The following is a 14,703-nucleotide window of genomic DNA, read 5'->3' as shown; positions in this document are numbered from 1 at the left end:
CCTGAATCGACGCCTGCATAAGCTAAGCGGAACAGGGACGCTGGCTGCGATCCATTACCATCCGGTGATGTTGCTGATGCGGGTCATCAGTCGCCCCAATTCAGATAGGTGGTTTGCTTTTTGAAGTAGGCGTCAAACCCGTGATGCCCGTCCTCGCCACCCGTGCCCGATAGACCCCAGCCGGTGTGGTAGCCTTGTACCTGCTCTCCATTGGTGCGGTTGATGTAGAGTTCACCGTATTTCAACAAGCGCGGAGCCTGCATGATCCGTTTGGTGTCGGCGGTCCAAAGATAGGCTGACAAGCCAAAAGCACTATCATTGGAGAGGGCAATCGCTTGGTCGAAATCGTCAACCACCATCAAAGGGGCCACAGGGCCAAATACCTCTTCCTGCATGATCGCGGCGCTGTTGTCTGTGACCTGCAAGACGGTTGGGGCCAGCCAATGCCCTTTGCTATAGGACCCGTCTTGCAGCAATCCGCCACGCAACAAGGGTTCGGCCCCCGCTGCGATGGCAGCCTCGACCATTTGTGTAACTTTGCGCGCCTCAAATTCACTGACCTTGGGTCCCATATCAGGGTTGGTCATCGGATCGCCAATTGTCAGAGCCTGCGATTGGGCAATGAACTTGGCAGTGAAAGCATCAGCGATATCGCGATGCAGATAGATGCGTTCCGCACAGGTACAGATCTGACCGCAGTTGGTGTAGCGCGCGGTGACGGCCGCAGCGACGGCGGCGTCGATGTCGGCATCCTCCAATACGATGAAAGGGGCCTTGCCGCCCAACTCCAGGCTAAGGAACTTCAGCTTGTCGGATGCCGCCCGGTAGATTTCGACTCCGGCCCGGCTGGATCCTGTCATGGTGATCATGTTGGTGTCAGGATGTGACACCAGCGCCTTACCGATCACTGGACCGCGGCCGGTCACGACGTTGAAAACGCCGGGGGGCAGTCCGGCCCTCTCGGCCAGTTTGGCAAGCTCCAGCCCGGCAATTGGCGTGATTTCATGGCTTAGCAGGATGAAAGTGTTCCCAGCAATCAGGGCTGGTCCCATCTTGCGAGCGGCAAGTGCCAGTGGATAGTTCCAAGCTGTCAGCCCAACAACCACGCCACGCGGCATGCGGCGGATCATGATTTCTTCATCGGTGTTGTCCGATGGCATGATGTCACCGCGAATGCGGCGGGCATGCTCTGCGGCATAGCTTAGAAAATTGACGGCTGCGCCCACCTCTCCCTTGGCTTGATCAAAGGGTTTACCTTGTTCACGTGTGAGTCCTTCGGCAAGATGATCTGTTGCAGCGGCCATCAGATCAGCCAGTTTTCTGACGACGGTCGCGCGCGCATTGGCTGACATAGCAGCCCAGCTGACCTGCGCCTTTTTTGCAGCAGCGACCGCGCGATCCGCATCCTCGGCTGTCATGTCAGGGATTGTGCCAATCTCTGTTTCATCCGCGGGGTTGGTCACCACGATGGTTTCGCGTCCAAGGTCTGTCAGCCAAGCACCGTCAATATAGGGGGCAAAGGTTTTCATTGTGCTGACCTCTCGCAATTTGTGTCGGCGCTAGGTATTTATTATAATATTAAATGTGTCAAATAATATGTTATCTAATTGCGCAGCGTTCCTGAGGCCGAAGCATCACGCAAACAATCCTTTGAATGGTGGTCGGCCACGAGTTTCGGCGTCCGTTTGTCCGCCTTTTGTGGCCACCGATGACCAAGTGAACTGGCAAAGGGGCCAATAGTGTCGTGAAATTATATATGTATTTCAATTGGCTACGCGAATATCGCATGAACTTGCAGAATTGCTCTTGCGTCAACATCTAATGAACGCATACAAATAATATATTATAAATGCATCATAAATAGTTTAAATGGCGGAGGAGCCTGTGATGCAAGGGGAGCCGGATCCGATCACTCGGGCCGGACAACAGACGGAGGAGAGATCATGAGAAATACGCCCCCACTACGGGCTGCGCTGACAGGAACGGTAGCGGCGCTTTGCTTTGCCGTGGCCGGTGCTTTGCCGGTATTTGCGCAAGACTATAACGAGGCGCCGGTACTTACAGAGCTGGTCACAGCTGGCAGCTTGCCACCGCTTGAAGAACGCTTGCCGGCTGCACCGATGGTTCAGGAAACGCTGGACAGCATTGGCGAATACGGGGGCACCCTGCGCCGTGCGATCCTTGGTGGTGGCGATCAGCACAACATGGTCCGCCTGATCAGCAACGAAAATCTTGTGCGGTGGAGCGCGGACTGGTCGACGGTCGAGACCAATATCGCCGAAAGCTATACAGTGTCGGATGATGCCACGACCTTTACCTTCAGCTTGCGTAACGGGATGAAGTGGTCTGATGGCGCGCCGTTCACTGCTGATGACATTATGTTTTGGTACGAAGTGTTTTCGGATGAACGCCTGACCCCGTCAAAACACCCGATGTATGTTGGCGCAGGTGGTCCCGTCATAGTGACCAAGATCGACGACACGACAGTTGAGTTCAAGTTTGCAGAAGCCAATGGGTTGTTCCTGCAAAATATGGCTTATGGCTTTGGCTATTATGTCGTGAATTATCCACGTCACTATCTGGAACAGTTCCATGCCGACTATAACACCGAGGTCGCCGCGCTGGTGGAGGCAGAGCCTGCCGCCGCAGATTGGGTGGCGCTCTTCAACCTCAAGGCCGGGCCAATGCACACGCCGATCTTCTGGCAGAACGCCGACCGGCCCACGCTGCACCCTTGGCATATTGTCGAGCCCTATGGTTCGACCCAGCGCATGGTGGCCGAACGCAACCCCTATTATTGGAAGGTCGACGCCGAGGGCAACCAACTGCCTTACATCGATAGGGTGACATGGGATCAGGTGGAAGACCCTGAATCGATTCTGCTCAAGGCGTTCAATGGCGAGATTGACTATATGGCCCGCCACATTGGTCGCCCTGCCAATCTGGCCGCGCTGACCGATAACAAAGACCGCGGAAGCTATGGTTTTTATCAGGTGGGTGACATCGGTGCGTCGCAAGCCGCATTGATGCTGAACCTGAACAATCCTGATCCAATCAAGAACGAAATCGTCAACACGCTAGCCTTCCGGCAAGCGCTTAGCCATGCCATCGACCGGCAGGAAATCATCGATCTCGTTTATCTGGGTGTTGGCAATCCTGTGCAAACCTCGCCACATCCGTTGTCGCCGCTTTATAATGAGGAGTGGTCAACCCAGTTCACTGCCTTCGATCCCGATGCCGCGAATGCGCTGCTGGACGGCATGGGGCTTGATCAGAAAGACGGTGATGGGTTCCGCCTTGGCCCAGACGGCGAACGGCTTACGCTGGTGTTTCTTGTCGCTGATGTCTTTGGCTTTCAGTACCCGGATGTAATGGAGTTGGTGGCCGAATATGCAGCAGATGTCGGGTTGGATATTCAGGTGCGGGCATCTGACCGGTCCCGTCTGCAAGAGCTTGCCTCCAACGCAGAACATGACGGCTACATCTGGAACTGTCCGGGCGGTCTGAATGACGCCTACACCAATCCCGATTGCTATTTGCCACGTGGTCAGGCGGTTTACTGGGCACCGGAATGGGCCGCATGGGGTGTTGACCCAGCAACCGGGACCGAGCCTCCTGCCAATATCAAGGCTCTCTTTGAAGCCTATGAAGGGGTTACCGGATCTGCCGATCCGGCCGTCCAAGAGGCGGCACTGAAAGACCTGATTGATCAGGCGGCGGGTCAATTGCTGACCATCGGCCTGATGCAAAGTGATGGCGCCTTTGGGATCGCGCGTAACAATCTGCGCAACTATCCCGATCCAATGCCAATCGCAGGGCAACTTTGGACACCCGCCCCCTACACTGCGCAATTTTACTTCGAGGGCGGTGCAAACCTGCCCTGAGATATCGCATTCACCCGGCACAAACCACGCGCCGGGTGACAAGACCGGTAAAGATCAGTCTGGTCCTCCCTGACTGATCTTTGCCACCCTTACTCCAACCTTCATGGGACGATCGGAAAGGTCTGGCATGCTTGGCTTCCTTTATCGGCGCATACTGTACATGATCCCGACCGTCTTTCTGGTGTCGATCGTGACCTTTGTGATCATCCAGTTACCGCCCGGCGACTATCTGGACACATTGGCGGCAGAGCTGAACGACAGCGGCGGTCTGGATGACGGGACCATGCAGGCGCTGCGCGACCAATACGGATTGGGTCAGCCGATGTACGTGCAGTACTTCAAATGGATGAAGGGCATTCTGCTTGAAGGCAACTTTGGCATTTCTTTCGAAAAGAACGTGCCCGTCAATGATCTGATCTGGGACAGGTTGGGTTGGACATTTGGGATTTCGCTGCTGACGCTCTTGTTTATCTGGATCGTGGCCTTGCCCATCGGGATCTATTCCGCAGTACGCAAATATTCGTTTGGGGATTATGCCGCGACCTTTTTTGGGTTCATCGGACTGGCCGTGCCGAATTTTCTATTGGCGCTGGTCATGATGTATGTGGCTTTCAAATATTTCGGCCAGTCTGTTGGTGGATTGGTCAGCCCCGCATACCTCGACCAGCCATGGAGCTGGGACAAGTTTGTCGACCTGCTCAAACGTATCTGGATGCCCATCGTGGTGGTCGGCACATCCGGCGCTGCGGCGCTGATCCGGATCATGCGTGCCAACCTGCTGGATGAGCTTTACCGTCCCTATGTGGTGACTGCCCGGGCCAAGGGGATGTCAGAGTTTCAGCTGCTGATGCGCTATCCTGTCCGCGTTGCGCTGAACCCTTTCGTGTCAACCATCGGGTGGATTCTGCCCACGCTGGTCTCTGGCGAGATCATTGTGGCCGTGGTGATGAACCTGCCGACCACGGGCCCGCTTCTGCTCCGCGCACTCTTGGTGCAGGACATGTATCTGGCCGGGTCGCTGATCCTGATTGTCAGTATGCTGACCGTGCTGGGCACTTTGATCTCCGACCTCCTTCTGGCGTGGATCGACCCAAGGATTAGATACCAATGACCCAGACCGATATCACTAACGCGACCAATGACGTGGTCACACCCGCATTGCTTGGCCCGTGGGCACTGATGTGGCGCAAGTTCCGGCGGCACCGGGTGGCCTATGTCAGCCTTTGGATTGTGGCGCTGGTCTATCTTTTGGCTTTGTTTGGCGAGTTCTTTGCGCCGCAAGCACCGGGTGATACCAACCGGCGCGCCATCTTTGCACCGCCGCAAGGAATTCATTTGTTTGTGAGCGGGGACAATGGCGACCGCCAGTTTCAGTTACATGCCAAAGCGCGCAAGATGCAGATTGATCAGGCGACGATGCGCCGATCCTATGCCGATGACCCAGAGGAGATCATCCCGCTGGGGTTGTTCGTTGAAGGGTTCGACTATAAAATTCTTGGTCTGATCCCCACCAATCGGCATCTGTTTGGTCCGGTGAACCCGGATGACAGCGTGTACTTCTTTGGGTCTGACAGGCTGGGCCGCGATATTCTGAGTAGGATCATTATGGGCACAAGGGTGTCGATGTCGATTGGCCTTGTGGGCGTTCTGGTGTCACTGGTGATTGGCGTCTCTTTGGGTGGCATCTCTGGCTACTACGGCGGTTGGATCGATAATATTATCCAGCGCCTGATCGAGTTTATCCGCTCTATTCCGACGATCCCGTTGTGGATGGGGCTGGCGGCGGCGATACCGTTGGGCTGGCCACCGCTGCGTACCTATTTTGTTGTCACGCTGATCGTGTCAATGATCGGTTGGACGTCGCTTGCACGCGAAGTGCGCGGCAAGTTCCTATCACTGCGCAACGAGGATTTCATTCTGGCTGCCCGTCTGGACGGGCTGACTGACTGGGAGGTTATTCGTCGCCATATGGTACCCAGCTTTTCCAGCCACATTATCGCCTCTCTGACGCTTGCCGTCCCGTTGATGATCCTTGCGGAAACGTCCCTGTCTTTCTTGGGTATCGGCCTGCAACCGCCCATCATCAGCTGGGGCACATTGTTGAAAGAAGCACAGAACATCCGCACCATTATCGAGGCCCCGTGGCTTCTGATCGCGCCGGGCACGATGATCGTCGTTGCCGTGCTTGCGCTGAACTTTCTAGGAGACGGCCTACGAGATGCCGCTGATCCCCATGCACAGTGAACCAATTGTCCGAATTCGCGGGTTGAAAACCCATTTCTTTACCGATGACGGTGTGGTCAAGGCCGTCGACGGCGTGGATCTTGATGTGCACCGCAATCGCACGCTGTGCATTTTGGGCGAAAGCGGTTGCGGTAAGTCCATCATGGCGCGCTCCATCCTGCGCATTGTCGATCACCCGGGGCGGATCGTTGATGGTCAGATCATCTATCGCAATGCGGGCGGTGCAGAGGTTGATCTGGCAAAGACCCGCAGCGGGTCGAAGGTGCTGCGCCAGATTAGGGGGCAGGACATCGCGATGATCTTTCAGGAACCGATGTCGTCACTTGGTCCTATCACCAAGATCGGCAAACAGATCACCGAAACCATTCTACTGCATCGTAACATCACCAAGGCAGAGGCCCGCGCCGCGGCCATTGACCTTCTGGATCAGGTCGGCATCCCGAAACCTGCCGAACGGTTCGAGGCCTATCCGTTCGAGTTGTCCGGCGGCATGCGTCAGCGCGCCATGATCGCCATGGCGCTGTCATGCCGGCCAAAGCTGCTGATCGCGGATGAGCCGACAACAGCCCTTGACGTGACCACACAGGCTCAGGTGCTGGACCTGATCGCGCAGCTCAAGGAAGATCACCAGATGGGTGTGATGTTAATTACCCACGATCTGGGCGTCGTCGCCGAAGTGGCCGAGGATGTGGCCGTGATGTATATGGGCAAGGTGGTCGAATACGGCGATGTCTATTCTGTCTTTGAAAATCCCCAGCATCCCTACACCCGTGCCCTACTGAAGTCCGTGCCCAAGATTGGCGCGGCCAAACAGGCACGATTGCCCGCGATCAGGGGCATGGTACCGCATCCGTTGGCCCGCCCCTCGGGCTGCCCGTTCCGAACCCGGTGCGATCAGGCGATGCCAGGCACCTGTGATGCAGCCGAACCACCCTTGATCCGCAAGGACGGTCAACAGGTCGCCTGTTTCCTGCATGTGGCGGAGCAAACCAATGTCTGATGCGATCCTGACAGTCAGAAACCTTGATATGCATTTTCCCATCGGTGGTGGTTTTTTTGGCAAGCCAACCGCCACGGTCCGTGCCGTCGATGACGTTTCTTTCGATGTTCGGCGCGGTGAGACCTTCGGCATCGTTGGCGAAAGCGGATCAGGCAAGACCACTCTGGGTCGTTGCATCATGCGCGTGTTGGCACCTTCTGCTGGGACCATTACCTTGCAGCGGAAAGAAAAGCCTGTTGCTGAACTGGTGGGCAGCGACCGTAAAGCGCTGACAGCCATCTGGCGCGATATGCGTATGGTGTTCCAAGACCCGCAGTCATCACTGAACCCCCGGTTGCGCGTCATCGACATCGTGGGCCAGTGCCTACAGAAATCCGAAGGTTTGCGGGGGCAGGCGTTGGCGGATCGTGTCTCTGATCTGCTAATCAAGGTCGGGCTGCGACCGGAGTTCCTGTTGCGCTACCCCAACGCGTTTTCCGGCGGGCAGCGCCAGCGCCTTGGCATCGCCAGGGCGCTGGCCACCAATCCTGAACTGGTCATCGCGGATGAGGCGGTGTCGGCCCTTGATGTTTCGATCCAGGCGCAGACGCTGAACCTCATGCAAGACCTTCAGGAACAGTTTGACCTTACCTATATCTTCATCGCCCATGATCTGGCCGTGGTTGAGCATATCTGTGACCGCATTGCGGTGATGTATCTTGGTCAGATCGTTGAACTGGCCACCACGGAAGAGCTGTTTCGCGCGCCCAAACACCCCTATACTCGCGCACTGTTGGATGCGGTTCCAATCCCGGATCCACGCGCCCGCGACCGTAAGAAAGCGCGGTCGCAGATGGCGCTGGCTGAAGGGGACGTTACAGGGCAGGGCTGCAAATTCGCGACCCGGTGTCCGCATGCGACGGACCTATGCCGCGCCGTGGTGCCACCCAAACGGACCATCCACGGTGCCGATGTACTTTGCCATTACGCCGGTGACATCTGATCCTAGCCCTTCACCGCTCCAGCTGTTAGCCCGGATTGGAACTGCCGGGTCATCAACAGATAGGCAATGACCACCGGCAGGGTCGAGACCACGACCGAACTGAAAACAAGACCCCATTCCGTTGAATAGGCCCCGATGAAGGATACGATGCCCACCGGCATGGTTTGCACTTCTGGCTTGAATGCGAGGATCAGGGGAATGAAGAATTCATTCCACATCCAGACCCCGTTCAGGATCGCGACAGAAATCAGCCCCGGTTTCATCAGTGGCATGACGATGCGCCAGAAAATCTGCCATTCCGTGGCTCCATCCATCCGGGCGGCATGAATCAGATCGCGCGGCAATGCAGCAGCAATAGGTGTCAGCACCAGAACCCCCAGCGGGAGACCCATCGCGATATAGGGTACTATCAGTGCCAGAAGCGTTCCGAACAGACCCACAGCTTTCAACACGATAAAGAGAGGCAGAATGATCGCATGGACAGGCACCAAAAGGCCGGCCACAAACAGGGTATAAAGCCCCATCGCCCATTTCTTTTCCTTCCGACTAAGGCCGTATGCGATCATTGTGGCCAGCACAGTGCTGATCAGCACGGCGACCGTGGTGACAATGATAGTGTTCGGCAGGGTCAGCGATAGTTGCGCGTCAGTCCAGGCACGGCTGTAGTTGTCAATTCGCCATTCCGTGGGCAAACCAAAAGGGTTGATAAAGAACTCTGGCACCGATTTGAACGAGGCCACGATCATGAACAGGATCGGTCCCAGCACCCACAGCGAGGCGACAACCAGCACAGCTGTGCGGGCGGTTTTGCCCAATAGCAGGCCAAACTGCCCCTGACTGCGTTGCAATTGTGGTTGTGTGGTCATGTGTCAATCTCCCGGCGGCGCAGGATGCGGATCAAACCCCAGCAAATGCCAGCCATCACCACCATCATTAAAAGCGCCATTGCAACACCGAAGGCAAAGCGGATCTCGGCGCTGGAAAAAGACGACCCGCCAAAGGCCGTGCGATAGATCAGCGTGCCCAGCACGTCGGTCCCAAAGTTCGGCGCACCCAATGGGCCAGTCAGCACATAGACCACGTCAAACGTACGGAACGTGCCGATAAAGGTCAGCACAGTCAGCGCCGTGAAGGCCGGTGACAGCTGCGGAAAGACCACCCGCCAGAAGACCTGCCGACTGTTGGCACCATCCATTTCGGCCGCCTGTTTGAGCTCTTCCGGCACGTTCTGCAGGCCGGACAGATAAATAATGATAGACCAGCCCATGGAATTCCAAGCGGTCACAAAGATGATGACACCGAGGGCTGTGCGCGGCTCTGATAACCACTGACCTTGCAGAAAGCCCAGCCCGATTGCCTCTAGCATGGGATTTATCAGGCCAATGTTGGGGGACAGCATTAGCGTCCAAACAAAGCCGGTGGCCACCAATGACATGATCACCGGCAGAAATAGGACCGTGCGATAAAACTGCATAAACCGCGGCTTGTCGTTCAGCAGCACAGCCAGATAAAGGCCGATCGTGTGTTGAAATACGAGGATTGCCAGAAAGATCACCGCATTATGAAAGGCGGCACGGTAGAACGGCCAATAGGTCAGGATCTCGGCGTAGTTGGCCAGTCCGACAAAGGACAGATCATTGCCCAACCCTGACCAATTGGTCATGGAGATGCCGAAGGCAAAGGCCAGTGGCAACAGCATCACTGCGAGAAAAAAGACAAAGCCCGGCAGTACGAACCACAAGTGACCATAGCGCAGCGAGAACTGCGAAGGGGTTTTTGGGGTGCTGCGTTCTGTCATGACATTGGCTCTCAAAGAAATGCGGGGCTGCCGCGGGGGAGGCAGCCCCAACGGCTCAGTGACCGCTTGGGATTACGGCATCCTGAACTTTGGTTGCAAATTCCTCTGGCGTCATTTCGCCTAGGAACAAGGCAGCTGTGTTTTGTTGGGCAACCGACCAGACATTGCCGGTTTCCGGCAGTTCATAGAACACACGCATGTCGTTGCTGCGGGCGGCATCCACGAATTCCTCCAGAATGCGGTTCTCGGCGGGGACCACGTTCTTGTTAGTGCTCATCGTGATGGTATCGACAACCATCTGCTGTGCCTGATCTTCCATCATCCACTGCAGGAATGTCGTTGCCGCCTCTGGATGCTCTGTCCCGGAATTCACCAGATAGATATACTCCAGACCCATTACTGTGGCAGGGTTGTTGTCACCCACAGCAGGGAAGGGCACGACGCCAAGGTCAACATCAGGGTTAATTTCTTGATAGCCGGCATAGTCGGCCGATCCGCCCGGCATCATCGCGCCTTGGCCAAGTGCGGCGAGCGCTTTGCCTTCGACATAGGGTGTCGATAGAGCACCAGGTTGCATGCAATCGCCGACTTGTTGCAGGAAATTGGCAGCCTCCAGCAGATCAGGGTCAGTGAACTTGCGCTCACCCCGGCGCAGCGCGGCAAAGCCATCAACGCCCAACACAGATGCAGTCATCATCATGTACATGAAAGACGGTACGATCCCGTCCGATGCAGGCACGATTAGTGGTGTGACGCCTTGCTCTTTCATCGCGGCACACATGGCCACGAACTCTTCCTGATTAGTGGGCGGCGTCATGCCCAGATCATCAAAGATGTTGCGGTGGTAATACAGACCAACGGAATAGGTGCCGAGTATGGGGACACCCCAGATCGACCCATCCTGATTAACAGCATCTGCGGCAGCATCGCGCAGGCTTGAGATATCAAGCTTGTCGGTCAATTCCATCGCATAGCCTGCCTGTGCGGCGGCAAGCGTTTCTGGACCGGCAGGCAGGCCGAAAAGGTCAGGTGCCTCGCCGGCGGCAAGGGCAGTGTTCAGTCGCGCCGAATAGTTGGTCCCAGCAATTTCTTCCAATTCAATCTTGATGTCGGGGTGCTCTGCCTCGAACGCATCAAGGATCGCCTGTGCGCGGTCTTTCCATTCCGGATGGTTGTGCCACATCGTCAGCGTGACCTCTTGCGCAAAGGCCGGCACAATAGCCCCAAGCGACAGCGCGCTGGCCAGCAGCCCGGCGGTAACTGATCTTTTCATTTTCGTCTCCTCCTGTTGGTGGCGCCGGCATCTCCAGCCCGCGCCGCTTGGTTATGTGGCGCGCAGGGCGCGTCCGGTGTTTGGGTCAAAGAAATGCAGGCGGTCACAGGCCACCGCGACACGCGCCATGTCACCTGCCCGAACCTTGGATTGTGAGGCAAAGCGGCAAATGCATGTAGATTGCGCGCGATCATCTAATGCGACCTTGCGCAATTCGTCGTCATCTTCACCGACCTGAACGGTGGCAGCGCCAAGGCCGACATGTGCCATGTGATCCGAGCCAAGCGATTCCAGCAGATCAACAGGGGCCGACAGCACTTGATCTACGGGATGATCGGTCTTGAGCGCCACGTCTTCAAGATCTTCGGGGCGCATGCCGACAATGACATCTTGCCCAGCGCATTCTTCGATCAGGTCATATTTTTCGCGGGCGGCCTTGGGGATCGACAATGTTTGATCCCCAAGGCGCACCTGCGTCGCGTCCGGGCTGAGGAGGGCGCGAAAAAGGTTCATCGCGGGCGAGCCGATGAATGATGCGACAAATGTATTTGCCGGTTCATGATACATGGTATCGGGGCTGGCAACCTGTTGCAGTATGCCGTCGCGCATTAGCGCAACGCGGTCGCCCATGGTCATCGCCTCGACCTGATCATGGGTGACGTAGATCGTTGTCACATTCAGCTTGCGCTGGATTTGAGCGACCTCTGCACGCATCTTTACACGCAGCTTGGCATCAAGGTTGGACAGCGGTTCGTCCATCAAAAAGACGGATGGGCGACGGATGATTGCACGACCCATTGCAACGCGTTGCCGTTGGCCACCAGACAGTAGTCCGGGCTTGCGCGATAGGTAGTTCTCCAATTGAAGTGTCTTGGCCACGTCTGCAACGCGGCGCGCGATTTCGTCTTGAGACACTTTAGCGATCTGTAGGGGAAACGCGATGTTATCAAACACCGACATATGCGGATAGAGTGCGTAGGATTGGAAAACCATCGCGATGTCGCGGTCCCGCGAGGCAAAGTCGTTGACCACCTGATTACCGATCAACACCTGGCCGCTGGAAATCTCTTCCAACCCGCCGATCATTTTTAAGGCTGTTGATTTGCCACAACCCGAAGGGCCGACGAGCACCAGAAATTCGCCGTCGGCAATCTCAAGCGACAGGTCCGTCAGCGCCTGCTGATCGGTGCCACCGTAGGATTTGCATAGATTTTTAAGGCTGACAGTCGCCATGTTTCCCCCGTCATCATGTCAGGCGCACGGCGTCGCCCGCTGTGCTGATGGTCCTCCTCGACCGTCAGTCACCGCGCATCAACACAATCATATAATATTCTTTGAATCAATATATAATCTACTACTCGTATAAAATTATATATTATTTAGTATCAGGCGTTCGCTTGATTGCGGTTTGTTTTTAGCTGCAAATACATTTGATCACCTGCACCACGCACATGCTTTTTGATGCAGACAATTGCGGCGTCGGTGTCGCTGGCGCGGAATGCGGCCAGTAAATCGCGGTGCTCTTGCAGAATTTCCGCATGGCGCGCGCGCGAGATCGGGACGCTCATCGCCAGTGCATTCAGAATGCGGCGTTGTAGTTTCCAGATGCCGAAGGCGCGACCATTGTAGTGTTTTCGGGCAATGAATTCATGAAACTGCAGATCCAGACCCGTGAATTTGGGCTTTTCCTCAACGGATGTCTGCTCCAGCTCTGACTGTATCTTTTCAAGCTCTGCCAGGTCCGCTTCAGTGCAGCTCTTTGCGAAGGTCTCCACAAAGTAGGGCTCCATCAATTGTAGCACTTCAAAGATGTCGCGCAGAGAGTCGGCATCAAAGGTAGAAACGGTCGCCCCCTTGTTCTGGGCAATCGTTACAATCCCTTCGCCTTGCAACAAGCGCAGCGCTTCGCGGACCGGGATAATTGATGTGCCATAGCGCGTGGCAAGATCCTGAACCTTTAGCCGTGTGCCGCCCGGAAACACACCATCGCCAATGTCAGCGAGGACACGTGCATAGATTGAAAGGCTGTCACTGCTGTTCTTTGCCATATTTTGGTCCGATCCCCCGGTTCTTCTGACTGTGACTGGCCCATTGGGCCGATCCGTACGCACGCCCTACGATATGCGAAAACACCTGCATTGGATATTTTAAGGACCCTAGATGCCAAAACTGGCATTGACAAGGAGCATAATATATAACTAACAATTAAAAATAATATATGAAATGGGAGAAGGACTACCGAAATGAAGACCACAAGCAAGTTTCTCTTCGGCTCTGCGCTTGCCGTGTCTCTTGGTGCGCAGGCCGCCATTGCACAGCAGGTTGTTCTTGATGTCACCGCCTGGAAAGGTAATGAGGCCGAACCGGCGGGACTGCCAGAATTGATCGCGGATTTTGAGGCAGCAAACCCGGATATCGACGTTGAGCTGTCCTACATCAGCCGCCTTGATACCGACCTTGTGTTGCCGCCGCGCTTGCAGGGGAACAACGCGCCCGACGTCATGATGACCGACATGCCGCTTGTTTCGATTTGGTCAGAAGCCGGATTGCTGGCTGATCTCGGCACAGACTCTGACTGGTATAGCAGGCTCGAACCTTCTCTTGTGCCGTCGGTCACGTCCGGTGACGCGGTTTATATCATGCCGCTGGAGGTCATCGGCATGGGTAATTTTGTGAATATGGGTCTTTTGGCCGAAGCTGGTGTCGATACCGCACCAACAACGATTGATGAATTGCACGCGGCCTGTCAGGCGCTGGACGCTGCGGGGATCAAACCATTGATCTTCACCGGCGGCTTCTCTGCTCCGCTGTTTGTCATCGCAAACGGACTGGAACAGACCGAGACTGCAGCGAAACTTGGCATGGCAGAAGAAACTTTTGTCGAGTCTGCCGCCTTCAATGGTGCGATCGATCTGATACGCGGGCTGGTCGACAATAACTGTCTGGATCCTGACGCGCAGGCAGGCCTTGATCCATGGTCGACGGCTCTGACCGAATTTAAGGCGGGCAACTTTGCCATGATGCCCCAAGGTGCATGGAACATCGGCGATTTCTCGAGTGTGGAAGGCCTTGATTTTGCCTTTGCGCCAATCCCGTCCGACAATGAAAGCGGTGTCGCGCTTGATCTGTTTGGCATCGGCTGGTCGATCAGTGCGCAAACCGAATACCCCGAAGCCTCTGCTAAATTTGTCGAATTTTTCGCAGAACCTGCAAACCTGCAAAAGATGCTGGATGCGGAAAGCGCCTACAGCCCATTTCAGGGCGGCGCGAGCGGTACGCCCGATATGGCCAAACCCTATGATCAGGCGCGCGTCGACGGTGGCGTGATCATGTACCCGTTTGCTGTGCTTGATTGGCCAAAGCCACTGGAACAGGAAATCTGGGACAGCCTGACAGGTTTCCTGCTTGATCTCGACAAACCCAACGACGCTGTTCTGGAACGTTGGGACGAAGCTGTCGAAGACGCGCTTTGATGTCAAAAGTTGCGGCGCGCAAACGGGCGCGCCGCACCCTTGCAGCCAA

The 14,703-nt window shown here is 55.9% G+C and carries 12 protein-coding genes; 6 read left to right on the top strand and 6 right to left on the bottom strand.

All coding sequences use genetic code 11. The annotated features are described in order from the left end of the window. Positions 1 to 86: 86 nt before the first annotated feature. The gene (locus tag ACZ1G5_RS06595) at positions 87 to 1,529 is read right to left on the bottom strand and encodes an aldehyde dehydrogenase family protein (RefSeq protein ID WP_472732089.1); all 1,443 of its coding nucleotides are present in this window, start codon (positions 1,527 to 1,529) and stop codon (positions 87 to 89) included. Between the two features lie 414 nt (positions 1,530 to 1,943). Here ACZ1G5_RS06595 and ACZ1G5_RS06590 point away from each other — a divergent pair, with 414 nt between their 5' ends. The 5 genes from ACZ1G5_RS06590 (at position 1,944) to ACZ1G5_RS06570 (ending at position 8,110) form a co-directional block, all read left to right on the top strand. Continuing rightward, positions 1,944 to 3,884 carry an ABC transporter substrate-binding protein gene (locus tag ACZ1G5_RS06590; protein WP_472732088.1) on the top strand — a complete coding sequence of 647 codons (1,941 nt, stop codon included), beginning with the start codon at positions 1,944 to 1,946 and terminating at the stop codon, positions 3,882 to 3,884. Positions 3,885 to 3,987: 103 nt separating this feature from the next. Then, the gene (locus tag ACZ1G5_RS06585) at positions 3,988 to 4,995 is read left to right on the top strand and encodes an ABC transporter permease (RefSeq protein ID WP_472732087.1); all 1,008 of its coding nucleotides are present in this window, start codon (positions 3,988 to 3,990) and stop codon (positions 4,993 to 4,995) included. Further along, positions 4,992 to 6,128 (top strand): ABC transporter permease, encoded by a 1,137-nt coding sequence (locus ACZ1G5_RS06580; RefSeq protein ID WP_472732086.1) that lies wholly within the window; start codon positions 4,992 to 4,994, stop codon positions 6,126 to 6,128. The genes ACZ1G5_RS06585 and ACZ1G5_RS06580 overlap by 4 nt, the downstream gene beginning before the upstream one ends. Next, positions 6,103 to 7,128 carry an ABC transporter ATP-binding protein gene (locus tag ACZ1G5_RS06575; protein WP_472732085.1) on the top strand — a complete coding sequence of 342 codons (1,026 nt, stop codon included), beginning with the start codon at positions 6,103 to 6,105 and terminating at the stop codon, positions 7,126 to 7,128. Before ACZ1G5_RS06580 ends, ACZ1G5_RS06575 begins: the two co-directional genes overlap by 26 nt. After that, positions 7,121 to 8,110 carry an ABC transporter ATP-binding protein gene (locus ACZ1G5_RS06570; protein WP_472732084.1) on the top strand — a complete coding sequence of 330 codons (990 nt, stop codon included), beginning with the start codon at positions 7,121 to 7,123 and terminating at the stop codon, positions 8,108 to 8,110. The genes ACZ1G5_RS06575 and ACZ1G5_RS06570 overlap by 8 nt, the downstream gene beginning before the upstream one ends. Before the next feature lie 2 nt (positions 8,111 to 8,112). Here the strand turns inward: ACZ1G5_RS06570 and ACZ1G5_RS06565 are convergent, their stop codons facing one another. The 5 genes from ACZ1G5_RS06565 to ACZ1G5_RS06545 all read right to left on the bottom strand — a co-directional run bounded on the left by ACZ1G5_RS06565 (position 8,113) and on the right by ACZ1G5_RS06545 (position 13,229). Next, positions 8,113 to 8,976 carry a carbohydrate ABC transporter permease gene (locus ACZ1G5_RS06565; RefSeq protein ID WP_472732083.1) on the bottom strand — a complete coding sequence of 288 codons (864 nt, stop codon included), beginning with the start codon at positions 8,974 to 8,976 and terminating at the stop codon, positions 8,113 to 8,115. After that, positions 8,973 to 9,908 (bottom strand): carbohydrate ABC transporter permease, encoded by a 936-nt coding sequence (locus ACZ1G5_RS06560; protein WP_472732082.1) that lies wholly within the window; start codon positions 9,906 to 9,908, stop codon positions 8,973 to 8,975. The genes ACZ1G5_RS06565 and ACZ1G5_RS06560 overlap by 4 nt, the downstream gene beginning before the upstream one ends. A 55-nt stretch (positions 9,909 to 9,963) precedes the next feature. Continuing rightward, entirely contained in the window at positions 9,964 to 11,181 is a 1,218-nt protein-coding gene (locus ACZ1G5_RS06555) for an ABC transporter substrate-binding protein (RefSeq protein ID WP_472732081.1), read from the bottom strand. Between the two features lie 51 nt (positions 11,182 to 11,232). Next, positions 11,233 to 12,414, bottom strand: a complete 1,182-nt coding sequence (locus ACZ1G5_RS06550) for an ABC transporter ATP-binding protein (protein ID WP_472732080.1) — start codon at positions 12,412 to 12,414, stop codon at positions 11,233 to 11,235. A gap of 152 nt (positions 12,415 to 12,566) precedes the next feature. Next, positions 12,567 to 13,229 (bottom strand): GntR family transcriptional regulator, encoded by a 663-nt coding sequence (locus ACZ1G5_RS06545; protein ID WP_472732079.1) that lies wholly within the window; start codon positions 13,227 to 13,229, stop codon positions 12,567 to 12,569. Positions 13,230 to 13,424: 195 nt separating this feature from the next. Between ACZ1G5_RS06545 and ACZ1G5_RS06540 the strand changes: the two genes are divergently transcribed. Then, the gene (locus ACZ1G5_RS06540) at positions 13,425 to 14,654 is read left to right on the top strand and encodes an ABC transporter substrate-binding protein (protein WP_472732078.1); all 1,230 of its coding nucleotides are present in this window, start codon (positions 13,425 to 13,427) and stop codon (positions 14,652 to 14,654) included. The last annotated feature ends 49 nt before the right edge of the window (positions 14,655 to 14,703 follow it).

The organism is Yoonia sp. JB2-21, assembly GCF_055693545.1.
This window is presented reverse-complemented; position numbering and strand designations above follow the sequence as displayed.